18 protein-coding genes are annotated in these 25667 nt (G+C 67.6%); 16 read left to right on the forward strand and 2 right to left on the reverse strand.

Annotated elements, in window-relative coordinates; genetic code table 11:
• Positions 1–151: 151 nt before the first annotated feature.
• Both FHW83_RS21135 and FHW83_RS21140 read right to left on the reverse strand, forming a co-directional pair.
• On the reverse strand, positions 152–1825 hold the full coding sequence (locus tag FHW83_RS21135; protein WP_176648325.1) for a DUF4157 domain-containing protein: 1674 nt from the start codon (positions 1823–1825) through the stop codon (positions 152–154).
• Between the two features lie 77 nt (positions 1826–1902).
• The gene (locus FHW83_RS21140; RefSeq protein ID WP_176648326.1) at positions 1903–2358 is read right to left on the reverse strand and encodes a hypothetical protein; all 456 of its coding nucleotides are present in this window, start codon (positions 2356–2358) and stop codon (positions 1903–1905) included.
• Positions 2359–2696: 338 nt separating this feature from the next.
• On the opposite strand from FHW83_RS21140, the gene FHW83_RS21145 reads away from it, so the two are divergent.
• The 16 genes from FHW83_RS21145 (at position 2697) to FHW83_RS21220 (ending at position 25664) form a co-directional block, all read left to right on the forward strand.
• Positions 2697–3281: a DUF4255 domain-containing protein gene (locus FHW83_RS21145; RefSeq protein WP_176648327.1), complete on the forward strand. Its 585-nt coding sequence runs from the start codon at positions 2697–2699 to the stop codon at positions 3279–3281.
• A 10-nt stretch (positions 3282–3291) separates the two neighbouring features.
• Positions 3292–4512: a hypothetical protein gene (locus tag FHW83_RS21150; protein WP_176648328.1), complete on the forward strand. Its 1221-nt coding sequence runs from the start codon at positions 3292–3294 to the stop codon at positions 4510–4512.
• A 44-nt stretch (positions 4513–4556) separates the two neighbouring features.
• Positions 4557–6335 (forward strand): phage tail sheath C-terminal domain-containing protein, encoded by a 1779-nt coding sequence (locus FHW83_RS21155; protein WP_176648329.1) that lies wholly within the window; start codon positions 4557–4559, stop codon positions 6333–6335.
• A 52-nt stretch (positions 6336–6387) separates the two neighbouring features.
• Positions 6388–6843 (forward strand): phage tail protein, encoded by a 456-nt coding sequence (locus FHW83_RS21160; protein WP_176648330.1) that lies wholly within the window; start codon positions 6388–6390, stop codon positions 6841–6843.
• Positions 6844–6845: 2 nt separating this feature from the next.
• Positions 6846–7376, forward strand: coding sequence for a phage tail protein (locus FHW83_RS21165; protein ID WP_176648331.1), 531 nt, complete (start codon positions 6846–6848; stop codon positions 7374–7376).
• A 20-nt stretch (positions 7377–7396) separates the two neighbouring features.
• The gene (locus FHW83_RS21170; RefSeq protein ID WP_176648332.1) at positions 7397–7573 is read left to right on the forward strand and encodes a DUF5908 family protein; all 177 of its coding nucleotides are present in this window, start codon (positions 7397–7399) and stop codon (positions 7571–7573) included.
• A complete protein-coding gene (locus FHW83_RS21175; protein WP_176648333.1) occupies positions 7573–8262 on the forward strand; it encodes a LysM peptidoglycan-binding domain-containing protein in 690 nt (229 codons plus the stop codon). The genes FHW83_RS21170 and FHW83_RS21175 overlap by 1 nt, the downstream gene beginning before the upstream one ends.
• Positions 8259–10055, forward strand: a complete 1797-nt coding sequence (gene vgrG / locus FHW83_RS21180) for a type VI secretion system tip protein VgrG (protein WP_176648334.1) — start codon at positions 8259–8261, stop codon at positions 10053–10055. Before FHW83_RS21175 ends, vgrG begins: the two co-directional genes overlap by 4 nt.
• A 23-nt stretch (positions 10056–10078) precedes the next feature.
• Positions 10079–10378, forward strand: a complete 300-nt coding sequence (locus tag FHW83_RS21185) for a PAAR domain-containing protein (protein ID WP_176648335.1) — start codon at positions 10079–10081, stop codon at positions 10376–10378.
• 3 nt (positions 10379–10381) lie between these two features.
• Entirely contained in the window at positions 10382–10807 is a 426-nt protein-coding gene (locus FHW83_RS21190) for a GPW/gp25 family protein (RefSeq protein WP_176648336.1), read from the forward strand.
• Positions 10804–14301 carry a hypothetical protein gene (locus FHW83_RS21195; protein WP_176648337.1) on the forward strand — a complete coding sequence of 1166 codons (3498 nt, stop codon included), beginning with the start codon at positions 10804–10806 and terminating at the stop codon, positions 14299–14301. The genes FHW83_RS21190 and FHW83_RS21195 overlap by 4 nt, the downstream gene beginning before the upstream one ends.
• A complete protein-coding gene (locus FHW83_RS21200; protein WP_176648338.1) occupies positions 14298–17198 on the forward strand; it encodes a glycoside hydrolase domain-containing protein in 2901 nt (966 codons plus the stop codon). The genes FHW83_RS21195 and FHW83_RS21200 overlap by 4 nt, the downstream gene beginning before the upstream one ends.
• Entirely contained in the window at positions 17182–19011 is a 1830-nt protein-coding gene (locus FHW83_RS21205; RefSeq protein ID WP_176648339.1) for a hypothetical protein, read from the forward strand. The genes FHW83_RS21200 and FHW83_RS21205 overlap by 17 nt, the downstream gene beginning before the upstream one ends.
• A gap of 3 nt (positions 19012–19014) precedes the next feature.
• On the forward strand, positions 19015–22695 hold the full coding sequence (locus FHW83_RS21210) for a contractile injection system tape measure protein (RefSeq protein ID WP_176648340.1): 3681 nt from the start codon (positions 19015–19017) through the stop codon (positions 22693–22695).
• Positions 22689–24044: an ATP-binding protein gene (locus FHW83_RS21215; protein ID WP_176648341.1), complete on the forward strand. Its 1356-nt coding sequence runs from the start codon at positions 22689–22691 to the stop codon at positions 24042–24044. Before FHW83_RS21210 ends, FHW83_RS21215 begins: the two co-directional genes overlap by 7 nt.
• A 96-nt stretch (positions 24045–24140) precedes the next feature.
• Positions 24141–25664 (forward strand): sigma 54-interacting transcriptional regulator, encoded by a 1524-nt coding sequence (locus FHW83_RS21220; RefSeq protein WP_176648342.1) that lies wholly within the window; start codon positions 24141–24143, stop codon positions 25662–25664.
• The last annotated feature ends 3 nt before the right edge of the window (positions 25665–25667 follow it).

Below are 25667 nucleotides of genomic sequence, written 5' to 3' on the forward strand. Positions count from 1 at the left end.
GCGACTGTCCTGGTGGTCTCCGTTTGGCAGGCATCAGAGCCATGTCTTGCTTGAAGTGGGGCTTGCATCGGATAGCCTTTGTAGGAACGCCTAGTATTTGACATAATATAGATTATACGAAATCAAACCTCTAGTGGCCGAGAAGTCGTCGTCACGACGATTCGTTGTGCTGGATCGGCGCATGCGTCTGCATTTGGCCACCGCCGCCCCAGTCAGCTGAGGCGAGTTGATCGCGCCGAAGCGCTTCCCGCGGCAGGCCGCGTGCTTCCCGTGCCCTGGAAACTGTCACATTGTCGCCTTCCCAGTCAACGATGCCCAGCTCCGCGACGCCGCTACCATCAGCCTCCGCCTGGCGGTCGAAGACCTCAAAGTCCTTGGCCAGTTGCACGAAGAACATCATCATGCTGACCGCGGTGTCGCCAAGGTTGTCGTGTTCCTCGGCTAGCCGGGCGCGGAACGTCTCCAGCTCGCTGCAGGCGACCTGGATCATCTCCCGGGCCTGCGCCACATCACGTTCCCCAAAAGCGCCGCCCTGGTAATGAATCCTGGTGGCGCGCGCATCCTGGAAACCCTGCAAAGTTTCGCCAAGCGCGGTGTCCAGGTTGGCTCCCTCGTCCTTATCACCTTCAAATGCATGCAGTTCGGTGGCCATCTGGATTTTCTCGACCGCCTTCAGCGCCACGTCCCTGGTGGAGAGCAGCCAGCGGCGATAGGCTGTCCGCGCAGACACGGATTCGGCCGCAGCTTTCGGATATGCATTGCCTTGCTTATCGTACTCGGCGCGGTGTTCGCGTTTTGCCTTGTTGGGATCGCCCATCGAGGGCACTTCCATGCGGATGTCCGCCAGCGTGCCGACCACGTTGACCGACTTGCCAGTCAGTGCCAGATAGTAGCGTGAGACGTCCATCGTCAGCGTACCTGTGGCGCAGCCGAACAGCACGATCTGGCCGTGCCAATGAGGCCCCTTGGGCACCAGCCTGGCGACGTTGGCCAATTGCCTCGGCCCCAGCTGCGCTTGCGAATCATATGGAGCGTCTCTCGCGTGATCGCGCGTCAAGTAGGTGCCGTGACCCTCGAGAACAATATTCTCATCATCGGCAATGGGCGGATGCGCCTCATTGTAACCACGCAGACCATCGACCTCTTTGTCGCCGGCCTTGGGAACCTTGGCGGCCCGCACATTCAGCATGATCCCGTCATTCGCGTGATCCAGCCTGATTCGTATTCGCTGCACCTCTGAGCTGGCGGTGGTGGGCTGGCTGGGGCGCAACTGGCCCGATCCGGCCCCGTTCCGCCAGCCGACAGACTGCGCGGGGAGCGCCAGCGCCCTCGCCCCCATGACATCGGCCTCGTGCTCCAGCCCCGCGTCGGCATTCACTGGCACGCCGTCCTTCATTTGCATGGTCGCCCTCACCCTGCCCTGCGCCTGCTGCACGATATGCCAGGCCTCGTGCGGCAGATGGTGTTCCTGACCGGGCCCGACGTGGATATCGCTGCCTTGGGCGTAAGCCAACGCATTCAGCTGCGCTGGCTGCGCGGAGTTGTAATGCACTTTCACATCATCCAGCGAGACGCCGGACAGTGCCTCGACGCCCGCCTTGAGCTGGTCCGGCAGGCCGGTCGTGTTGGGGCCGGCAGGCGCCTGAAGCGATCTGAGCTGCATCGCGCGCGGACTGTTGTCGGCCAACTGGCGCAATTCTCCGAGCGCCTGCGGCTGCCTGGCCGCCAGCTGAAAACTGGCCAGGCCGTACGCCGGCTGGTGTTGCGGTGAATATGAGTCGGCAGGCCTTTTCGGCGCGCGTTTTTCATCTGCGTAACTACCCATGATGCCCTCGATTGGCGGATAAAAAAAGAAGGCAGCCAGGCAGCCGCCTTCCTCGATACCGGCGGACCGCTACGGCCTCAGCCCACGTTGGCGCCGGATGGGATCGCGTCTATGATCACTTGCGGCGTCGCCACGACCTTGCTGCCGTTAAAGTTGAACTTGGCGAGAACGGCCGGATCCGGGATCCATTGCTTCTTGCCGTTGGTGATCAGATATACGGGCGCGCTGGTCGCCCCCTTGGCCAGCACCGCGCCGACGCTCAGCGCCGGACCGCGTGGGATGTTGTCGACCAGGTAGTCGCTGACCACAACGTTGTTCCAGTTCGCGAACAGGTTGTTGTAGGTGGTTGAATCCGGGATCCAGCTCAATTGGCCGTTCAACACCAGGTAGATCGGGTCGCTATTGCTGCCCTTGACGCGTTCGCCGTCATACTTGCTCCAGTTGACGCCCTGTTCCAACGCTTCTTTGATCTGGCCTTCCGAAGCCACCACACGATTGCTTTCCGAATACACTACCGCTGCTTGTGAGCTCATGACATTGTCCTTTTAAATAGTTGACGAAAGCCTCTTGCGCGCCACCCGGAATGGGTTGCGGCCAGCCAGTTCAGCAATTGCCATGCCATCGCCGCGATGCCGGTCCGGCGCTATGGGCGGCGTGTGCGGCGCTGTTTTCCGCCGTGTAAAAAAATCCCACTTTACATGTCAATTGACACGCGATTTGACACGCCGGGCGCGGCCGCCGGCACGGCGCGCCGCGCCAATACTGGCTGCGGCCACGCTTTTAGCGCTGGCACTGATTTTGCGTAAGGACCATGTTGAAAAGTGCTGCGCCGTGCAGCGTCCATGACCTACATCAGCATCGGGAACGCCATATGTCCAATATCCGCAACGTCCTTGAAGTGATCTGCAAGGCTGTCAACGAGAACCTGCAGAACCTCGAGCAGCGCGGCGACGATTGGGTCGTGTTGTCGAGTATCGTCGGCCATGGCGGCGGGATCAACGAACACGTCAGCAACAAGGTGGTGATGACGGTCTACAACGTCACGCGCGAAAACATGGTCAGCAATTACACCGCGGCCCGGGCCGGCAACGATGCGTTTGCGATGGTGCGCCCTCCCATCTACATCAATCTGTACTTGATGTTCATGGCAAATTTCGCCGATAAAAACTACACCGACGGCCTGGCGGCGATTTCGCGCGTGATCTCGTTTTTCCAGCAAAATCCATGCTTTACCCAAGCCAACCGGCCCGAGCTGCAACCGGGGATCGACAAGCTGACCTTGGAGATGGAAAACCTGACGCCTACCGATGTCAGCTTCGTCATGGGCGTGCTGGGCACCAAGTATTTGCCCAGCGCGTTTTACAAGCTGCGCCTGCTGCCGTTCGATGCCAACGCGATGTATGCCCGTGGCCATGGGGTGCAGGGCAACAGCGCCAACAGCCTGCCGGAAGCCTGAGGCACCCATCATGGCCACCCATCCCGCCCACCGGCTGACGCTCGGCGCCGCCGACGCCACCCCGCCACTGCGCAAGTTATGCAGCGTGGCGGTCACCCATACCTTCTATCTGCCGCCACTGCATGCCTGCGCCGATCTCAGCGTCGAGGCGACGCCGGCCTGCCAGGCGCTAATGGCCCAGCTTGGCATCGCGCTCCGGCAGGACGCGACCGGATTCAGTCTCTTCATCCCGGCCGCCAAGCTGCCGGCGCTGCAAGCGTATCTGCTGGATGGCGCCCGCGTCGGCCCGGACGGCCATCTGGAATTCTGGCAGCGCCTGACGTTTTCGCTGCGGCTGAACAATCCGGACTTCGTCGGCTTCACCTCGCTGCCGCTGGACCTGGTCACCAGCGGCCGAAATCTGTACGCCAGCAACGCCGACGCACACTACACCGACCAGGGCTTGTTGCTCAGCGCCGGCGCGGCGATGCTGGGCGACGCGCTGCTGCGGGTGACCGGTCCGGAGCTACCGGTCACGCTGCCGGAGGACGTCGCGGCGGTGCAGGTCAAGGATATTTCCGGCGCCGTGGTGCTGCCGGCGCCCGGCGCCAAGCCCATTTATATTTCGCCACCACCGTACCGCCAGGCGCTGCTGGACCTGGGCAGCCTGCCGCACGGGCGCTACCGTATTGTCGCGCTGACCGACGCGGGGCGCGCCTGCGGCGTCGGCGGATATCCGCGCGATGTGCTGTACACGCCACAGCAGTCCGGCGCGCTGGTGCTGCTGGATCTGTTCTTCACCCGGCCGACCCGCGGCAGTGCTGGCCAGTATCTGTTTGAACGGCCAGACTCGCCGCCTGCCGGCGTCGGCGGCCAGCCGCTTGACCTGCCCTACCTGCTGCCCTTCATTGCCCGCTTGACGCAATGGCGCTACTTCGTCATCTCGCAGGACCCCGGCACGCGGCTGGCGGACCTGCGGATAGACGGCGAAGGCGTCACGTTTTCCGGTCCCGGCAAGCCGGTGCCCTTACCAAGCGGCCACAGCGCCGTGGTGTTCACCGCCGACCGCCTGCTGCCGCTGCAACACAAGCCGACCCTGTTGTTCAAGCTACATGGCAAGCGCCTGCACAGCGATAGCCATGAGAATCACGTCCGTATCTCCCGCCTGCCTGCAGCGTCAAGCACGCCGGTGTGGCCCGATGGGGAACTGCCGCCAGTCTCGGGCGTTTCCGAAATTTTTGTCTATGTTTGATCCGGCAATTCCGCCACGTTTGAAAAAAGAGAAGGATACGCGCCATGTCGACCAGCACCACCCTAGCCAAGAACCGTAAAACACCCGGTGTCTATATTACGGAGTTCCCATCGTTTCCGCCGTCGATAACCGGGGTGGCCACCGCCGTGCCGATCTTCATCGGCTACACGGAAACCGCGGCCGATCCGGCCACCGGCAAGCAACTTTTCAACCAGGCCATCGCCATCAGCTCGATGGTTGATTACATCAGCTATTTCGGCTACGGCTACAGCACCGTCAGCGACGTCGCGCCGGCGGCCGGCGAGGACTACGATTTCCAGGCGCCAGGCCTGCAAGTGATCGATGACAAGCTGGTCGCCGTGTCAAAGAAATATCAGGTCGGCCAGACCGATAACGGTTCGGTGCCGAAATTCAACCTGTATGCGGCCATGCAGCTGTTCTTCTCCAACGGCGGCGGCAACTGTCACGTGATCTCGGTTGGCAACTACGTTGGCCAGCCTGGCGGGCTGCAGCTTGAAAACGCCGCCGCCGTGGCCGTCAAGGCCAAGGCGCTGCGGGCCGGCATCGACATCGCCGAGGCGGTCAAGGGCGGCACCATGCTGGTCATGCCGGACGCCTGCCTGCTGCCGGTCGAGGAGCATCTGCCGCTCGCCGTGGCCATGTTGAAACAAGCCAAAAAACTGCAGGACCGGGTCGCCATCCTCGATCTGCCGGGCGCGCTGGAAGCGAGCAACTGGACGGCCGAGAAGATGCGCGAGACCACCGACGATTTTTGCGTCGGCATCAACAGCGCGGAGGATGCCTTCAGCTACGGCGCGGCCTACGGCCCGGCGCTGGAATCGTCACTGCTGACGATAGACGACGTGGACTACACCAATTTGCTCGGCAATGCGCCACAAAGCCAGGTCCTGATGAACAACCTGCTGACCACCCAGGCGCTGGCCAGCTATCCGGTCGACGGCAATGGCGAATATACGAAGAAATTCAAGGATATCGCGGCGCGCATCGCCGCCGCCTTCCCGATCGATGGCACCACGGGCAAGTTCGGGCACCCGGAGGGCATTACCGGCACCGTGGCGGGCTATCCCGCGACCCCGGCGTCCACCATCCTGGTTTCGCTCAATCAAACCGACGTGCCGTCGCCCCCGAAGGACGACCGTGCAGCCATCGGCTCGCTCGACCAGTACCTGACCAACGCCGTGCCGCTGATCGGCCAGATCGAGCAGATCCTGGCCAGCCAGCTGAACGTGGTGCCGCCCAGCGGCGTCATGGCCGGCGTGTGGTCGCAGAACGACGCCAACCGCGGGGTCTGGAACGCGCCCGCCAATGTCAGCCTGAACCAGATCATCGCGCCCAAAGTGCTGCTGAACGATGAACAGCAAGGCGACTTCAACGTGCCGCTGAACGGCAACTCGGTCTGCATCCTGCGCTCGTCGACCAGCCGCGGCACCGTGGTCTGGGGCGCACGCACGCTCGATGGCAACAGCCTGGACTACCGCTACATCCAGGTGCGCCGCACGCTGAACTACCTGGAGCAGTCGATCAAGGCCGCGTTGCAGCAGTTCGTGTTCGCCCCCAACGATGGCGGCACCTGGGCCACCGTCACGGCGGCGATCTCCAGTTTCCTGACGCAGGTCTGGCAGGCCGGCGGCCTGATGGGCGACAAGGCCAGCGACGCGTTCACCGTCAACTGCGGCACGCCGACCACCATGAGCGCGCTCGACGTGCTGAACGGTTACATGATCGTCAGCGTCACCGTGCAACTGATCCATCCGGCGGAATTCATCGAGCTGACCTTCAAGCAGACCATGCAAGGCGCCTGACACGGCCCGACCGTCCCTCAGGTAAACCCACAACTTTTAGCAGGAGAGCATTATGGCAGGCGAAACCCAATCCACGAATGTATGGCCGCTTCCGAAGTTCTACTTTTCGGTCACCGGACTGCCGTCCGGCACCGTCAGTTTCCAGGAGGTGACCGGCCTCAGCACCGAGGTGACACCGATCGAATACCGTCACGGCGACAGCCCCAGCTTCTATCCGATCAAGATGCCGGGGCTGGGCAAGGTGGGCAATGTCACCATGCGCAAAGGGATTTTCATCAACGACACCGCGCTGTGGAACTGGTTCGACCAGATCAAGATGAACACCATCGAGCGCCTGACGGTGGTGGTCAGTCTGCTGGACGAGTCGGCGGCGCCCAAGATGGTGTGGACCTTGCAAAACGCGTTTCCGATCAAGGTCACCGGCACCGAACTGAAATCGGAAGGCAACGAGGTCGCCGTCGAAAGCGTCGAGATCGCCTTTGAAACGATGACCATCTCGGCGCCGTAAGCATGTTCGCCACCTATCATCCGCCGCCGGCGTTTTCCTTCACCGTCATGGTGGCGGGGGTGGGCACGCCGCTGCAACTGAGCAGCCTGGCCGACACCAGTTTCCAGGAGGCGTCCGGCCTGGAGGCCAGGATCGACACCGAGGCGCTGGCCGAGGGCGGTGAAAACCGCTTTGTCCACCAGTTGCCGGGCGTGACCAAGTCGCCCAACCTGGTGCTGCGGCGCGGCTATGTGACGCGGCCCTCGTTCCTGTCCGAATGGGCGGCCCAGACCATCGGTTCGGCCTTGAGCCAGCGCATCCTGCCGCAGACACTGGTGGTGATGTTGCTGGGCAGCGAACGGCTGCCGCTGGTGGCCTGGCGGCTGGACCGCGCCTGGCCGGTGCGCTGGGTGACCGGCGCCTTCGACGCCACCAAAAACGAGGTGCTGACCGAGGTGCTGGAATTTCGCTACGGCGCCGTCACCCGCATGCCGCTGACCGAGGCGGCCGCCATGATTCCCGTGGTCGATCGCCTGATCGACATGAACACCTAGGAAAGGAAAGCATCATGCCTGTGGAAATCAGTGAAATCGGGGTGCGCATCCACGTCCGTGACGAGCCGCATGACGGCGCCGCGCGCGGCGCCGACGCCGGCACCGATGACGGCCAGGCCACGCCGCGGCAGGACGAGATCGTCCGCGCATGCGTGCGGCTGGTGCTGCAGGCGTTGCGCGACCAGGGAGCGCGGTGATGCTGGGCGGCCTGCAACACATGGTGATTTCGGCCTTCTCCAACGACAAGCTGCGCCAGCCGGCGGGGGAATTCACCGTGTGGATCAATCCGGCCAGCTATCGGCACGATTACGGCGTCAAGTATGTCGATCGCCAGGGACCGGGCAGCAACGGCGCCTCGCCGGTGCTCAACAAGGTGTGCGAGGAAACGGTGGCGTTCGACCTGGTGTTCGACGCCACCGGCGTGATTCCGCCGCCCAACGGCGGCGGCTACCCGGCGGACGGGGTGGCCACGCTGGTCAAGGACTTCAAGGACCTGACCGTGACCCTGAAGGGCAAGCTGCATCGCCCCAACCTGCTCAAGCTGAAATGGGGGACGCTGCAGTTCGAATGCGTGCTCAGCAGTGTCAACGTCGCCTACACGCTGTTCCGCCCGGACGGCACGCCGTTGCGCGCCAAGCTGTCGGCCACCTTCCGCTCCAGCGCCAGCGAGGCGGCGCTGGCCGAGCGGGCCAACACCAATTCCCCCGACATGACCCACTTGGTGACGGTGGTGGCCGGCGACAGCTTGCCGGCGCTGTGCGAACGCATCTACGGGAGCAGCCGCTACTACCTGGGCGTGGCCGCCTTCAACCGGCTGAACGGCTTTCGCCAGCTGCGGCCCGGCGACCAGCTGCTGTTTCCGCCGCTGTCGGGGTCCAATCCATGAGCGCGCCCTCGCCCACCCAACTGGCCGGCACGCTGGCGGCGGCGGTCATCAGCGCCGGCGGCCAGCCGCTCGACAGCACCTACCAAGTGATCTCGGTCGAGGTCTGGCACGGCGTCAACAAGATGCCCAGGGCGCGGCTGGTGATTTCCGACGGCAGCCCGGATCAAGCCACCTTCCCCATCAGCGAAACCAGGACCCTGATACCGGGCGTGGCGCTGACCATCGCGCTGGGCTATGACGGCGAGCAGAGCCAGGTGTTTTCCGGCGTCATCCATCAGCAGGGCTTGCAGATCAGCCGCGACGGGCCGTCGCGCCTGGTGGTGGAAGCCACCGACCCGGCAATGGTGATGACGCTGGCCCGCAAGAACGCGATCTTCAACCAGCTCAGCGACAGCGACCTGATCAAGAAGCTGATCGGCGGCGCCGGCCTGGGCGCCACGGTGGAGGCGACCACGGCGATACAGCCCTCGGTGGTGCAGTTCTACTGCTCGGACTGGGACTTGATGCTGATGCGCGCGCAATTGAACGGCATGGTGGTGGCGGTGGCCGGCGGCAAGGTCAAGGTCGGCGTGCCCGACACCGCCGCCGCGCCGGTGCTGGCGCTGACCTACGGCAGTTCGATCCTCGATTTCCACGCCGACATGGACGCCAGCACGCAGTACGCCGCCGGCGCCATCCAGAGCGTCGCCTGGGACGCGGCGGCCCAGGCGCTGGCCACCTCCGGCAAGGCCAGCACCGGCGTCACCGCGCCGGGCGACCTGGGCTTCGACGACCTGGCCGGGGTGTTCGGCGTCAAGCAGCACCTGCAGCAAACCGGCGCCACGCTCGACCAGGCCGGGCTGACCGCCTGGTCGTCGGCCGAGCTGACCAAGAACTGCCTGGCCAAGATCCGCGGCGAGGTGCGTTTCCAGGGCTGCGCGCTGGCCGTGCCGGGCGCCATGGTGACACTGGCCGGGCTGGGTGGACGGTTCAATGGCAACGCCTATCTGTCGGCGGTCCGCCATACCTTCGAGGACGGCTGGTGGACCACCAGCGGCACGATCGGCCTGTCACCGGACTGGTTCGCCGCCAGCGCGCCGCGGATCCAGGCGCCGCCGGCCGCCGGCCAGCTGCCGGCGGCGACGCTGCAGACCGGCATCGTGCTGAAAGTCGACGCCGACCCCGACGGCGAATTCCGCGTCCAGCTGCGGCTGCCGCTGTTGCAGGCCGGGGAGCTGGGCGTCTGGGCCCGGCTCGGCAGCACCTATGCATCGACCGGCGTCGGCGCGGTCTTCTATCCCGAAGTCGGCGACGAGGTGGTGGTGGCGTTTCTCAACGGCGACCCAAGGGCGCCGGTCATCATCGGCGCGCTCTACAGCAAAAAGCACGCGCCGCCGGCGCCGCCCGACGCCAGGAACAGCCGCAAGACCATCATGACACGCGCCAAATTGCGGGTCGATTTCCTCGACGAGGAGCAAGCCATCGAAATCGCCACCGACCAGCAGCAAAGCATCCGTATCGACGACAAGAATGGCACGCTGGTCGTCAAGGACAAGAATGGCAACAGCATCAAACTAGGCGCCGATGGCGTGCTGATCGACAGCGCCGGCAAGCTCGCCATCAGCGCCAAGGGCGACCTCACGCTGCAGGCCCAGGGCAAGCTGGCGCTCAACGGCGGCGCCGGCGTCACGCTTGCCGGCGCCAGCATCAGCGCCAAGGCCGACACCAGCTTCGCCGCCTCCGGCGCGACCGAGGCCAAGCTCACCTCCAGCGCCATGGTGACCGTCAAGGGCGCCATGGTCATGATTAACTAACGCACGCTCGCACAGGAACCGCCATGCCCCCTGCCGCCCGCCAGACCGACCTTCATGTATGCCCGATGGTGACGCCCGGCCTGCCGCCGATACCGCACGTTGGCGGCCCGATCACCGGACCGGGCTGCCCCACCGTGATGATCGGCGGCCTGCCGGCCGCCGGGCTGGGCGACCTGTGCGTCTGCGTCGGCCCGCCGGACACCATCGTCAAGGGCTCGGCCACGGTCAAGATCGGCGGCCGGCCGGCGGCGCGCATGGGCGACAGCTGCGCGCATGGCGGCAGCATCGCCATCGGCCTGCCCACCGTGATGATCGGCGGCTGAGCGATGAGCGCCGATTCCATCGCCTTCCTCGGGGCCGGATGGGCTTTCCCCCCCTCCTTCGACCGGCAGCGCGCGAGCGTCAACCTGTCCAGCGCCGAGACCAACATCAAGCAATGCCTGCGGGTGCTGATGGCGACCAGCATCGGCGAACGGCTGATGCTGGCCGGCTACGGCACCGATCTCGGCACGCGGGTGTTCGAGCAACTGACCACCACCATGGCCAATGACCTGCGCAGCAACCTGGAGCTGGCCATCCTGCGCTGGGAGCCGCGCATCGACGTCAACGCCATCGAGCTCAGCGAAATGTCGCCGCTGGAGGGCCGCCTGACCATCATGATCGATTTCACCGTGCGCCAGACCAACTCGCGCAACAACCTGGTCTTCCCGTTCTATCTGAACGAGGCGACGCTTCCGCTGCCGGCGCCATGACCCGCCATACCGCACTGAATCACGCGCTGAGCCAGGCCCGGCGCGCGCGCCAGACGCCGGCGCCGGCCAGCGTCGCGGTCGACGGCCGCACTCTGGCCGAGGTGCTGGGCTTCGCCGCCGAGTACGGCGCGCTGGTGCGCTTCTACGACCTGGCCGACCAGCCCGACGGCGATTGGTCGGCCTTCTTCCGCGCGGCCCCCAGCGTCGGCCTGGCGCTGCAGGCCGGACTGGACCTGGCCGACATCGAGGCCGAGCTCGATCTGCTGCTGCGGGCCTTGCGCCAGGCCGACGACGCCGCGCCGCGGTTGCGGCACTGGAACGTGCTGAGCCGTGTGGTGTCCCGCCTGAGCACCGTGCTGCAGCGGGACGACGCCGGCTACAGCGACCTCGGCCAAGCGCTGGCGGGGCTGGCGGCCGCCGCGCACGACGCCGAGCTGAGCGAACCCGCGCAACGGCTGGCCTACCACCTCGGCTATCACCTGGGCCCTGACCAGGCCGAGCAGCGCCTGCGGCGCGCCAGCGACAGCTGGCTGCAACAGCTGTGCGAGCTGATCGAGGCGCTGCTGGCCGCCCTGCTGCTGGCGTTGGCGCTGCTGCGCGAGGCCGCCATCGAGGCGCTGGCGCCGGCGCTGCGCGACCAGCGGCACGCGCCGCAGGCCGGCCTGTGGGCCGCCTTCGCCCAATTGTTCGCCCACGCCCAGGCCAGCCTGAATGTCTTTCCGCGGCGTCTGCTGGCGTTCTACCAGAACGGCGTGCTGCGCCAGGATGCTGCGGCGGCGCAGCCCGATCACCTGGTGCTGCTGTTCACGCCGGAAGACGGCGCCAGCGACGTGCCCGTGCCGGCCGGCACGCAATTCCCGGCCGGCGCCGACGCCGCCGGCGCCACCGTGCTGTATGCGCTCGACCGCGGCCTGGCGGTGCAGGCCACCACGCTGGCCGCGCTGCGCACCATCACCCTCAGCACCCGGCCGGTGGCGCCCGGGGTGTCGCCGGTGCCTGCCCAGCTGTTCAGCGCAAGCGTGCGGCTGTCCTCCCAGCCGCCGTTGATCGCCACGCCGTTACCGTTGTTTGGCGACACCAACGGCGCTGCGCCAGACGGCAAGGCCAGCCTGGGCTTCGCGGTCGCCAGCGATTGCCTGATGCTGGCGGGCGGCGTGCGCCATGTCGAGCTGCGCCTGGACGTCTCGGCGGCAAGCTATGCGCAGCTGGCGCCGATGCTGGCCGCCATCGGCCAGCAGGCCGGCGGCATGAGCGCGCAAGTGGTGCTGGCGCAGTTGCTCGAAACAGGCTTCACGCTGCGCTATTCCAGCACGGACGGCTGGGTCACCGTCACGAGCTACCAGGTGACGCCGCCGGACGACGACCAGGCCGCGTACCGGCTCTCGTTTCGTCTCGACCACGACGCCGCGCCGTGCCGCGCCTACCTCCAACCGTCGCAGCCCGCCCCCGGCGCCACCGGCCCGTATGCCGACACACCAACGCTGCAGGCGCTGCTGAACCAGGACATGGTCAGCCTGTCGGTGCCGGGCAGCCACCGCGTCGCCGAACTGTATCCCTATGCGGTGCTGTCCGGCCTCAGCCTGGACGGGTTGGCGCTGCGGGTTTGCGTCGACGGCTTGGCCGAGCTCGGCCTGTCCGGGCCCGCCGGGCCGCTGGACGGCAGCGCACCCTTCGCCCTGTTTGGCTCGCCGCCAGTGCAATACGCGGCGTTGCGCCTCAGTGCGCCCGAGCTGTTTTGCAAGCGCCTGTCCAGCTTCGCCCTGTCGATCGGCTGGAACGGGCTGCCGGCCAGCAGCAAGGGCTTCGACGACTATTACCAGGGCTACCGCATCGACGCCGATGGCAAGCCGGTCGAGCCGCCCGCCAAGCTGTTCTCGAACACCATCTTCACCGCCGGTGTCGAGGTCGTCAATCCCGGCAGCTGGCGTTTGCCGACTGGCGCGCCATATCAATCGCTGTTCCAGACCGAGGACGACGGCACCACGCTGCTGGCGCGCACGGTCCTGCACTTGCCGGTGCTGGCGCACTCGCCAGGCGACTATTATGATCCGGCCAGCAGCGCCATCGAGCTCCGGCTGGAAACCCCGGCGTATGCGTTTGGCGAGGTGCTGTACGCGCCGAACGTCATGGCCGCGTCGCTGCAGCTGACCGCGACCGCCGCCGCCTGCGCGGCCGCCTGCGGTCATCCCGAGCAGATCGAGCAGGAGCGGCACGGGCGGATTGCGCAGGAGACGCCGTCCACCTGCGTCCAGGAATGCATCGCCAAGGCCAACATCAGCTTCCCCAACGCCCCCTGGCTGCCGATGGCGCAGGACGCGCGGGTCAGCTATAGCGCGCATGACAACGCGCCGGCTTTTTCACATCTGTGCCCCTTCGACGAGATCGTCACGCCGGCATGGCCGCCGGGCCAGGTCGTGCCACTGCTGGCGCCTGTCGCCGGCGCCGGCGCGCTGTATCTCGAACTGACACCAGCGCCGCGTTCGCTCAGCCTGTTCTTCGAGCTGGCGCCGGGCGCCGCCGGCTGGTCCGGCGGCACGCCCGCGCCGCAGTGGGCGCAGGCGCTGGACGGCGGCTGGCAGCCGTGCGCGCCGCTGGAAGACAGCACCGGCGGACTGCGCCAGTCCGGCATCGTGCGGCTGGCGTTGGCGCCGTCCGCCGGCCCGCTGCGCCTGCGAATCGCCGTCGCCAGCGAACCGTCGCGCTTTCCGCTGCTGGCGCAGGTGGCGCCCAACGCCGCCGGCGCGACCTGGCAGGCGGGCGGCGCCGAACGCCTGTCGACCCCGCTGGCGGCCGGGACCATCACCGCGCCGCTGGCGCCACTGGCCGGAATCGGCGCGGTCGCGCAGCCCTTGCCATCGCATGGCGGCCGCGCGCGGCTGACCGGCCCGGCCTTCGACCAGTGGCTGGCCGAGCGTCTGCGCCACAAGGATTACGCGTTGCAGGCATGGGACTACGCCAGCCTGGTGCTGGCGGCATTTCCCACCCTGTGGCAAGCCGGCGTGGTGGCCGCCAGCGACGGCCATCGCGACCGGGCGCCGGGTCATGTCTGGATCATCGCGGTGCCAGGCCCGCACGTGGCCAGCGGCGCCGATGCCACCACGCCCACCAGTCCGGCCCAGACGCTGGACGACATCGCCGCCTTCCTGGCCCCGCGCGTCGGACCGTGTGTCCAGCTGACAGTGACCAATCCGCCGTACACACGGCTGCGGGTGGAGGCCGAACTGCGCTTCAACGCCGGCCAGACGGCCGAGGCCTGCATCGCCCGCTTGAACCGGGAGCTCATCGACTTTCTGTCGCCATGGCCGCCGGAGGCGTCGCCGGCGCGGCCGGACAACTACTACACGCGCCAGGCCGTGATGAACTTCGTCCGGCAACGGCCTTATGTGCGCGCGATCCTGTCGCTGAAGCTGTGTCCCGAGGCCGGCGGCAGCAGAGCCGGACGGCGCTATTTCACTTCCGCCCTGGCCCACGACTTGCGCGGAGGCGCGACATGAACCCGACTATCAATCCCGACGCCCGCACGCTGTCGCGCGCCGCGCCAGAGGACATCGCGCTCGACTACACCAAGCTGCTGGCCGAGGGCATCGCCCTGGTGCAGCAACTGTCGGGCGATGTCTGGACCAATTTCAATTACTCGGATCCGGGCGTCACCATCCTTGAACAGCTCTGCTACGCGCTGACCGAACTGGCCTACCGTGCCGGCTTCGCGGTCGAGGACCTGCTGGGCGCCCCGGACAGTGGCGAAGTGCTGCTGGACCAGCACGGACTCTACCCCGCCCCGGCGATCATGCCGGTCAATCCGGTGACGCCGGACGACTGGCGCCGCCTGGTGATCGACCGCGTGCCGGCGGTGGCGAACATCTGGTTCACGCCGCTACCGGCGGCCACCGGCGCCGAGAACAGCGGCCTGTACCGCATAGACGTGCTGGCCCGGGCCACGCCCTGCGACTGCGCGCCGTTCGACGACGGCGACCGGCTGCTGACGTCGGTGCTCGACTGCTACAGCGCGCACCGCGGCCTGGCCGAGGACGTCGACGCCTGCCGCGTGCTGGTCCCCTTGCCGGCGCACGTCGGCGCCGACGTCTATCTCGACGCCGACAGCGATCCCGAGACAGTCATGGCGCGCTTGCTGTTCGTGCTGGGCATGGCGCTGGCGCCGGAACCACGGCGCAGCGCGCTGCAACCGCTGCTGGACGCCGGCCTGTCCAGCGCCGATATCTTCCGTGGCCCGCTGATGCTGCACGGCTTTATCGCCGACAGCGAACTCACGCCGCGCGTCACCACCGTGGCGGTCAACGACCTGCTGGCGGCTATGCTCGACGTGGACGGCGTGCTCATGGTGGAATCGCTGTCCTTGCTGGTCGGCGAGCCGGCGCAAACCTACCGCGGCGGCCAGGAATGTCCGGTGCCCGACGGCTACATCCTGCAATTGCAACCGGTATGGCGCGCCGGCCAGGGCGCGCTGCGGCTGCTGCGGGATGGCGTGGTGTGCACACCCAGCGGCGTCAAGGTGCGGCGGCGGCTGGAGCGCGCCTGGGCCGAACAGCGCCGCACCTATCCGCTGGGGCAGCAATACCGCGACGCCTATCCGGCGCCGGTCGGGCGGGCGTTGCCGCTGGCGGCGTACACGTCGGTCCAGAACCAGTTTCCAAGAGTGTACGGCATCGGTTCCGACGGGCTGCCGGGCGAAGCCGGCGTGGCCCGCAAGGCCCAGGCCAGGCAACTCAAAGGCTACCTGATGGCGGCCGACCAGTTGATGGCCAACTATTGCAGCCAGCTGGCGTTCGTGCGCCAGCTATTTTCCATCGAAGCCGGCGGCAAGCATACCTACGCCTGGCAGTCGCTGCGCGAGATCGTCGCGGACAGCGCGCCGTTGCTCCACGCCGACTACGAACAGCGGCTGGCCGCGCTGGTCGGCAGCCATGATCCGGTGGCCGCACGACAATCGGCGGTGCTCGACTTCCTGTTGTCGCTCTACGCCGCGTCACTGGACGCGCCGGCCGGCGTCCGCGGGCTGCCGGCATCCCGGCAAGCGGCCGTGCTCCAGGCCAAACGGACGCTGCTGACGCGGATGGTAGCCGCCACCCGTGACCGCGGCCGTGGTTTCGACTACCGGCACGGGGGCCACCACCACGATGGCGCCGGCCTGGAAATTCGCTGCCAAGTCGAATTGGCCCTGGCCGGCCTGGAGGATGGTGTGGACGAGGCCGAGGAAAACCCGGCGTCCGGGCTGTCGCCGCGTCTGGTGATTGTTGAATGGATACTGCTGCGCTACGCCGCCGAGCACGATGAACAGCCGCCACCACCAATGGCCGATGCATTCCGTTGTCGTATCAGCGTTGTCCTGCCCGCGCCACAGCGCGACGACGACGCGGCCAATGCGGCGTGGCGCGACCAGGTGTACGCGATCGTGCGCGCCAACACCCCCGCGCACCTGGTGATCGACGCCTGCTTCCTTGACCACCACCAGCTGCGGCATTTCCATCGGCTGCATGAGGAATGGCGGCGGGCGCTGCGCGCTGGCACGGCGGCGCAGCGGCGCCGGACCAGCCGCGATCTGGCGCACTTCCTGCAGCCGGCAACGTTGGCCGCCGCGCTGGCGCCGCAGCCAGTGGACGACGACGCGGAGATACCGCTGCTGCTGACGTTGGCGCCGTCGCCGCCGGCCGCCGGCGCCAGCCGGCAACCGCCACCGGCGGCCGCCTCAAGCCGGTCGCCCGACCGCGCACCGGCCGGGGCCAGCGGCGCCAACCTGCAGCACAAGCTGAGCGACGGTGCCGCCGCACACTACGCCGCCAAGGGCTTCGCGTTCGTCATTCGCGATGTCGGCCATCCCCACACCGCCATTGCCGACCTGCTCGACGCAACGGAAGTGCGCGAGATTCTGGCGGCTAAACTGGCGCTGATGCTGCGACAGTCGCTGTCGCCCGTGGGACCGCCCCTGGATGCTGAATCCGGCACGCGATGCGCGCGCCATGCGGTCGAGCAAGCGCAGTCGGCGGGCGTTCCCGAGGGCGTTACCATCTGGCTCGACCTGCGGGAGGAACCGGAAAATACCGCGCCGGACGACCTGCTGGCCTTTTGCCAGGCCTGGCATGCGTCCGTCGAAATCGCCGGCTATCTTCCAGGTTTGCGCCCGCCGTCATTCGCCGACGCCGGGTTTTACGCACGATTGTCGTTTTCACTCGTGTATTGGCGCGCCGCCAGTGTCTGCGCCCGGTTGCCGGCGCGCGGCGCCTGTCTGATCACAGCAGCCGGCAGCAATTACGCGCTGGCGGGCATTCGCTACGACTGGACCTATGTCCAGGCCGATGAACTCGGGCTGACGCCCGCCTGGCTGCAACCGCGCAGCCTCACGCCTGAAGGCCACCGCCATGCCGATCCACGATGAAGCGACAACGCAAGTGCGACCGCGCGCGGCGCGACGGGAAGCTGCGCAGCCGCAGGCTGACGGCGGCGAGTTGGCCGGCCAGCAGCAATCGGCACGGACCGCACAAATGCGGAGTTTGCGCGCGGTGGCAAATAGCGGCCCCCAACTGCGGCGCCTTGCCGGCCTGGCGTCGTCCGCGCCGGTGCAGCGTTATTCGCCACGGCCCTTTGAACGGGTGGAATTGAACAACCTTCCCGGCGTACCGGGCGTCGCCGGATTTGGATGGAATGGGGAGCGTCTCGCCGCGCTGACCGCGTGGAGCAAGAGCCACAAACAATTGCTCCACATCGCCCACAATCTTCGTTACGACGCGTGGCTGCGGCTGCAAGATCTGCCAGGAGCGGGTTTCAACAATCAGGTGCTGAAATCCGCGCCAGACGAGAGCAACGCCGACGCGTTGGCCGCCGCCCACATCATGCAGTCGCTGCCAGTCTGCCTGCTGCCGTTGGCGCGCTTGCTCATCGAAGAACATGGCGAGGAGGTGGTGCCGGAGCTCAAAGCCAAGCTGCCGATAGTCAACGCGGCCTACGGCATCGGCAGTAGCACCGCGGCCGCCGTGATTGCGGCGCAAAAGGGCTTGCAGCAATGGTTGCTCAGCAAATTAGACGTCAATCAGATTGTCAGCGTACAACGCAGCATCGGTTTCGAGTTTGAGTTCGCCCGCTACCATGCGCCTGGCGAGTTGCCCGCGCATCTGATACTTGGAGAATCAGCGGAACTCAGCACCTTGTTCAAGATGCCATTCGTGCTTGAAACCGACTCCGGAAACGAATTGGAGATCGGCATGCCGCCCATGTTGATTGGCTTGGTGGAGGATGGACCGGACAAGGACACCATCAGCCGCCTCTGGCCCATCTTGCGCTCCACCATGAAAACGATTCGTGACCAACACATCGACAGCCCCGTCAACACGCTGCCGCTGGCGGGCAACGGAATAGGCGCAGGCTGGAACATGAAAGCGGCGGCGAACAATCTGACTGTGGTCGCGGGCCGCCCCGGTAAAGCAAGCGCCAGCGCGGACCAGGTGTATTCCCAACTCAACATCACGCTGACGCCGGCGGAAATCGCCCGCTTCACGGATGGCGAGGGCAAGCGGCTCTATCTCAGCAAATCCCACGAGTTCTTTGGCAAGGCCTATGACGCAATCCGGACCATTCTCAAGAGTGCGGAGGGAACGCAGGGCAAGCAGGCGGCAATTCATATCAGCAAAGGATTGTCCAACCTGCTGGCGGTGCCCAGTTTTCTGTTCCAGGCCGAGTACCCTGACGTAACCGGGAATGCGGATGTCAGCTCGACGGTAAAGGAAGTCTTTGGTATCTGGGTCAAGGACAGCATTCCCAACATTGTCGACAACGCACTGACGGACCCGGAACAGCGCAAGGCAATGCGCCTATTGTTAAGCCAGAAAACAGTGGAAATCGAAGCGGCAATGGATAAGTTGATGACCGATGCCAACGACTTCCTGGACGGCGATTTCCCGTTTGGCACCAAGGATACAGAGGGAAAATTGGAGCGCTACAAAAACACCTTCCTCGTCGAGCTCGGACAGACGCTGCTCAAGCTGCAACAGCGGCTATCGGCGGATGTGCCTTCCTACCGTGTCAATCCCAAGCTTGCATTTGGCGAGGAAACATTCCCCGACGACGAAGCGGCATCGCGTGGACATGGGGTGCGAAAAGATACCTTTGTCAATGTGCCCGAGGGAGAGCGCCGGCTGCACCTGGCCGAACTCAGAAACGACCATTTCATCAACAGTTTTCTTGGCAAGCGCTAGCACATGTCGATCCCAGTCCACCAGCTAGGCCAGGTCAACCTGGATTTCTCCTCCGCCACCATGGCGACGGCATTGCGGTGGCGCGGTTGGATCGAGGAGTTCGCCAGAGTGCGCCTTCCCGCCGTGTTGGCGACGGTGTTCGACCAACTCGCGCCGCCCGACCTGCACGTCCGCATCCGGCGGCTGGATCTGGATCTGGGCGAGATCGCGGCCGAAGCCCTCGACAGCGAACTGCCGGCGGCCCTGGAGCAAGCGCTGCGCGCCGCGCTCGAAGCGGCGCTCGCCCGCGCCACGCACGCGCCCAGCGCGCAGGCCATCGCGCTATCGCCGGCGGCGGCCGCGCTCGATGAATTCGGCGTCTATCTGGCCAGCGGCGCCGTGCCCGCACGCAGTGCCAGCAACCGCTTTGCCCCGGCCGCCGTCCTGCGGCAGCTGATCGCGGACCAACCAGCCGCCCTGGTGGCCTTGCTGCGGCGTCACGCCGGAGATCGTTACGTCATCGAACGGCTGGCGCTGCAATCCGGCGCGGAGGGTCTGCACGACCTGCTCAAGCTGCTGTCGCCAGCCCACGCCGCCGTCATCCTGGCCTACCTGGCCGATTTCCGGCGCCTCCATCCCTTGTCGGTGGCCACGCCGGCGGCCGCGCCAGCGCTGCAGCGCGCGCTGTGGGTGCTGACGCTGACCTATCTGCTGCATGAGGCCGGAACCCAGTTCAACCGCCGCAGCTATCTGGCGGCGCTGATCACCGCGGTGGCGGCGAGCGAAGGCCTGGGCTACGCCGCCCTGCTGGCGCAAATGCACGCGGCCGCCCTCAAGACCCGGGCCAGCCAGCCTTTGGCCGGCACGCTGTTGAGCGTGCTCGACGAGTTGGTGGCGGCCGTGCCGGCCGCCACCGCGCCGGCGGCGACGGCCGCCGGCGACGACCCTGTGGCCCGCGCCGAGGCTGGCGACGTCGAATCCTTGCTGCGGCTGCTGCGGCGCGGCGCCAGCCAGCCGGTCGCGCTGGACGCGCTGCTGCGCGTCATCCCGGAACCAGTGTTCACCCGCGTGATTGAACGGCTGCAGCCCGTGCACGCGACCTTGATCGTGAGCTATATCCGCGACCTGGGAGCACTGCATCGACAGCGTCCGCTGCCGAGCCTGAGCGCCTCCGGCTTCGAACACCAGTTGCGCTTGCTGGCGCTGCGCTATCTGCTGCGCGACCCCGGTTCGGAATTCAACCGCCTCAGCTGGCTCCGCCGGCTGCTCACGTCGCTGGCGATGGAAGCCGGTGTCAGCTACCGCCACCTGCTGCTGTCGTTCGCCGATGTGCTGGCCGGACTGCGCGCGAGGATGCCGCTTTCGAGCTCGCTCCCGGAAGGCCTGGCGGTGCTGACGGCGGAACTGGCGTCGCGGCACCCCGGCGACACGGCCCCGGCGCGCCAGGATCGGCCGGACGCGACCAGCACGCTGCTGGAACGCTTGCGTGGCCAGGCCGGCCATCCGGCGGCGCTGGCCGCCATGCTCAGGGCCTGCCCGCCGGCGCAATTCACCGACCTGCTCAACCGGCTGGCGCCGGCGCACGGCGCCGCCATTCACGCCGATATCGCCGCTTTGATCCGCTCGCCCCTGTGGCGCCGTCCAGGTGCCGCGGCGATGGCGACGCGCATCGCCCCGATCGCGCTGCAGCTGCTGCTGGCGGCCGGGCCGCCCTTCGAGCGCCAGCGCTGGCGGCAACAGCTGCTCGATCGGCTGGCGCAGGAGGCGGCATTGCCGCCGGCCGAGCTGGTGGTGGCATGGACGGCGCCAGATGTGCCCGCGGCGGTTGTCGATCCGCAGGCGGCGGTGGCGCTGGCGGAGCGCTTTTTGCGCACCGGCCAACCGCCGGCGATGGGGGCGCGGCTGAGCGATCTGGCCGCCGCCAACCCGGGCGGCTTCGCCGCCCTGCTGCGGCGCCTGCTCCCGGCGGTGTCGGACCAGAGCGGCCTACTGCTCGATCGTATCCTGGACTGGATGCTGCCGGAGGAGATCGCGGCGGCGCTGGTGCCGGGCCAGGCCGCGCAAGCGGCGCGCTGGGCCGAGATGTTGGCCGACGAACCGGGCGCCGACATGCGATCGGCCTGGGGCCAGGTGCTGGCGGCCGCCTTGCGCGGCGACGTAGCCGGCGGCCCGCCTGGCTTCGCGCCGCCGCAACAACGCCTGGACCGGCTGTCGGCGTCGCGGCACTGGCTGGCGCATGGCGCACTGCCCTGGTGGCTGCCGCCGGAAATCAAGCTGGACGAGCTGCTGAGCGACCTGCCGCGACTATCGCAGGCCCAACTGCACGGGCTGTTTTTCGACCGGTCGCCGGCGTTCATCACGGCCGCCTTGCAACGGGTGCTCTCGCATCTGCCGGCCGCCGCCGGCGCAGCCCTGTTGGCGCGGCTGGCGCCTTGGGCGTCGTCGCCGGGCGGCGCGCTGGCCGGCATGCAAGCCGGACTCGACAGCACAACGCTGCGGACACTGCAATTGCGTGCCGCCACGGCGGCGATCGCCGGCGCCACGCTGGACCTCGCGCAGCTGGCGGCCGCCGCGCCAGCCCCCGCCGCGCCAGTTGCGGCGGCCGGTGCCGCGCCGCCGCCCACTATCGCCCCGCCAGCGTCGCTGGCGTGGCTGGCTGGCGACCCGGCGGCGACGGGTGAACCGGACGACCCCGCATTCCGCTGGCTGGCCGACATGCTGAGCCAGCCGACACCCGAGCTCGACGCCGCCTTGCGTGCGGGGCTGGCGCGGCCGGCCACGCGCGCGCGCTGGGCGCGGCTGCTGCCGGAGCATATCCTGGCGCTGCTGGTCTATCGCATCGCGCCGGCACGCGCGCGCACCATGCTCGATCTGAAGACCGTATTGCAAGCCGCATGGCGCTTGTCCGCGCCGCATGCCGCACGCGGCGACAACGACAACCGCCTCGCGGCTATATTGCTGACCTCGCTGGCGGGCGAGCCGCTGCCGGCGCCGCGCGCGCTCGCCGGCCGCATGCTGGCCAGCCTGGCGGACGGCAAGCCCGCCGGCGCGACGCTGCTGGCGAACGCCCAGTCGCTGGCGCGCCAGGGCGGTTACGCCAATGTCGCCGCCTTGCTGCGGCCGGCGGCGCCGACGCCGGTGGCTGCGGCGCCATCGCCGGGACGCGCGCCCCAGCCGCCGCTGGCCGACGGCGTGCCGCTGTATGTCGCCAATGCCGGCCTGGTATTGATCCATCCATTCCTGCAGCATTTTTTGCGCCAGCTGGACCTGCTGAGCGCCGACGAGCACGGGGTTGAACGCATACGCGACGTCGACGCGCGCTCGCGCGCGGTGCATCTGCTGCAGTACCTGGTGGATGGCCGCTGCGACCGCGCGGAGCCTGGCCTGGCGCTCAACAAACTGCTGTGCGGCATTCCACTGGAGGCGCCGATCGCCGCCGCGATCGAACCGACCGGCGCCGAACTGGCGCTGTGCGAACAACTGCTGGCCGCCGTGATCGGCAACTGGCCCACCATGGCAAGCACGTCCCTTGCCGCGCTGCGGGAAACCTTTCTCCAGCGCGAAGGGCGCTTGCAACTGAAGGACGACAAATGGACGCTCACCGTCAGCCGCAAGACAGTCGATGTGCTGGTCGACCAGATCAACTGGAGCCTGTCGGTGATCGTCTATCCATGGATGCCGGCGCCAATGGCGGTCCTATGGTGAGCGCGGACGACGCCAATGCCGCCGTCCTGGCCGGCGAGCTGGCCTGGCTTGAGGCCGTCATCGCCCAACGCTTCCACGCGCGCAACTCGACGCCGGCCGCCGACGCCGGCCTGCCGCCCGCGCCGCCCGCGCTGGACGGCGCGGGCGGCGCCTACGCCCGGACCGTGCGCGCGCTGGGCCTCGATGCCAGCGCGCGCCTGCTGCTGGCGCTGATGCTGGCGCCGCATCTGGCGCCGGAGATCCTCGACCCGTTCTGGCTGCAAAACCAGGTGACCGGACGCCGCTTCAGCGAATTTGGCGGCGAGACCGGCCAGTCGCACATCGGCTTCCTGCCGACCGTGGAGACCGCCCTGTTCTTGCTGGCCGGCGCCGACCTCCCGCTGCGGCTGCGGGCGCGCTGCCTGTTCCGTCCGCAGCACCCGCTGTGCGCCGCCGGCGTGATGACGCTGGACCAGCGCCACGCGGAGGAACCGCTGGGCGCCGCCGCCATTCGCCTGTCGCGTGAATACCTGGAAATCCTGCTGACCGGCAGCGACGCCGTCCTGCCGTCCAGCGGCGAGTTTCCGGCCGAACGCATCGACACCCCGCTGGAGTGGGACGACCTGGTGATCGACGACGCCACCCGCGCGCAAATCCACATGATCAGCGACTGGCTGCGCCACGCCGACACGCTGATGCATGACTGGGACCTGCGGCGCCGCCTCAAACCGGGCTATCGCTGCCTGTTTTACGGCACGCCCGGCACCGGCAAGACGCTGACCGCCTCCCTGCTCGGCAAGCAGCATCAGATGCCGGTGTACCGGGTCGACCTGTCGCGCGTGGTCTCCAAATGGATCGGCGAAACCGAGAAGAACCTGGCGGCGCTGTTCGACCGCGCCCAGCGGCAGAACTGGATCCTCTTCTTCGACGAGGCCGAGGCGCTGTTCGGCCGCCGCACCGAGGCCCAGAGCTCGAACGACCGCTCGGCCAACCAGCAGATCGCCTACCTGCTGCAACGGCTGGAGGACTTTCCCGGCATGGTGATCCTGGCCACCAATCAGCGCGGCCACATGGACGACGCCTTCGCCCGCCGCTTTCAGTCCACCATCCTGTTCCCGCTGCCCGATGTCGGCGCGCGCCTGGCCTTGTGGGAGAAACTGTTTCGCACCGGCCGCATCGCGCTGGCGCCGCAGCTCGATTTCGCGCCGCTGGCGGAGCAATACGCGCTGGCCGGCGGCGCCATCCTCAATGTGCTGCGCTACGCCTGCCTGCGCGCGGTGACGCGCACGCCGCAACAGGTGCAGCTGGCCGACATCATGGCCGGCATCAAGCAGGAGCTGCAAAAGGATGGCCACTATCTGCAGCGATGACAAGTCCGAAGCTATATGCTTGAGCCCGGCTGTCGCATCAGCTATGCTGCGACAGTGGACCGTCCCTTTAACCCAAGATTGCAAGGCGCTATCCCCATGAACGATGCCGACCGCACCCTGACCACCGCCGCCGCCGCCGCCACTTTCGCGGCCGCGCCGGTGCTGGGATTAACGATCCTGTGGCATCCCAGCCTGGAGCGCATCGGCGAGCAATGCCTGGGGCCGGGATGGGGCGGCGCCATCGAGCTCAGCCGCTTCACGCCGCTGTTTTGCGCGCCCGGCGGCGAAGCCGGCGCGCTTGGGCATCGCGCGATTTCGCGCTCGCCGCTGCGGATCCGCGTCGACGCCGGCGGCGCGGTCGAACTGCTGCCGGCCGACAGCCGGATGACGCTGGAAGTCAATGGCGCGCCGCTCTCGGCCCCGCTCAAGCTCGCCCCCCATCAGCTCGACCAGGGCGTGGTGCTGGGGCTGGGCGCGCAAGTCTTCGTTTGCCTGCACTGGATGCGCTGCCTGCCGCGCCCGGCCAACGTGCCGGGCGTGCTGGGCGTGGGCAGCGCGGCGATCGCGCTGCGCGAGGCCATCACGCAAAGCGCCGCCGCCCAGCTACCCGTGCTGCTGCTGGGCGAGACCGGCTGCGGCAAGGACGTGGCCGCGCGCGCCATCCATCACCTGAGCGCCCGCGCCGCCCGCCCCTTCGTGGCCGTCAACATGGCCACGCTGAGCGAGTCGCTGGCGGCGGCCGACCTGTTCGGCGCCGTCAAGGGCGCCTACACCGGCGCCCAGGCCAACCGCCGCGGCTGGTTTGAAGAGGCCGGCGACGGCACCCTGTTCCTGGATGAAATCGGCGACACGCCCGGCGCCGTGCAGGCCATGCTGCTGCGGGTGCTGGAGAGCGGCGAGTACCGCCCGCTTGGCGCCGCCGCCGACGCCGTCTCGCGCGCGCGCCTGATCGCCGCCACCGACCAGGACCTGGACAGCCGCGGCTTCAGCCAGGCGTTGCGGCGCCGCATGGAAGCGTTTGTGATCCGGGTGCCGGCGCTGCGCGAGCGCCGCGAGGACATCGGCGTGCTGGCGCGCCACTTTTTACGGACCTACGGCCAGCTCGGCGACTGCAGCCTGCCGACCGCCTTGGTGAGCGGCATCTGCAACAACAATTGGCCGGGCAACATCCGCCAGCTGGCGCACGCGATGCACCGGATCGCGCTGGACCTGCACCACCAGCGCACGCCGACGCTGGACGAGACCAGGAGCGCGCGCCAGGTCGCGCCGGCCCTTCCCGCCAACGACGGCCATGGCGCCATGGCGCGGCCAGACGCGCCCCGCCCCAGGCGCAAGCCGGCCGACGTCACGCCACAGGACCTGGTGGCGGCCATGGAACAGGGGCAATGGCAGATCCGCAGCGCCGCGCGGCATCTGGGAATTTCGCGGCCGTCGGTGTACAAGCTGCTGCAGGCGCACCCGCATATCCGGCTGCCGGCCCACATTCCGGCGGCGGAAATCCGCGCCGCGCTGCAGGCTTGCGCGGGCGACGTGACGGATTGCGCGTCGCGTTTGATGACCCCCTCCGAGGCGCTGCGACGGCACCTGAGCGCCTTGGACCGGGCGCCGCCGGCGGACTGACGA

The organism is Duganella sp. SG902, assembly GCF_013376005.1.
GTDB lineage: Bacteria > Pseudomonadota > Gammaproteobacteria > Burkholderiales > Burkholderiaceae_D > Rugamonas.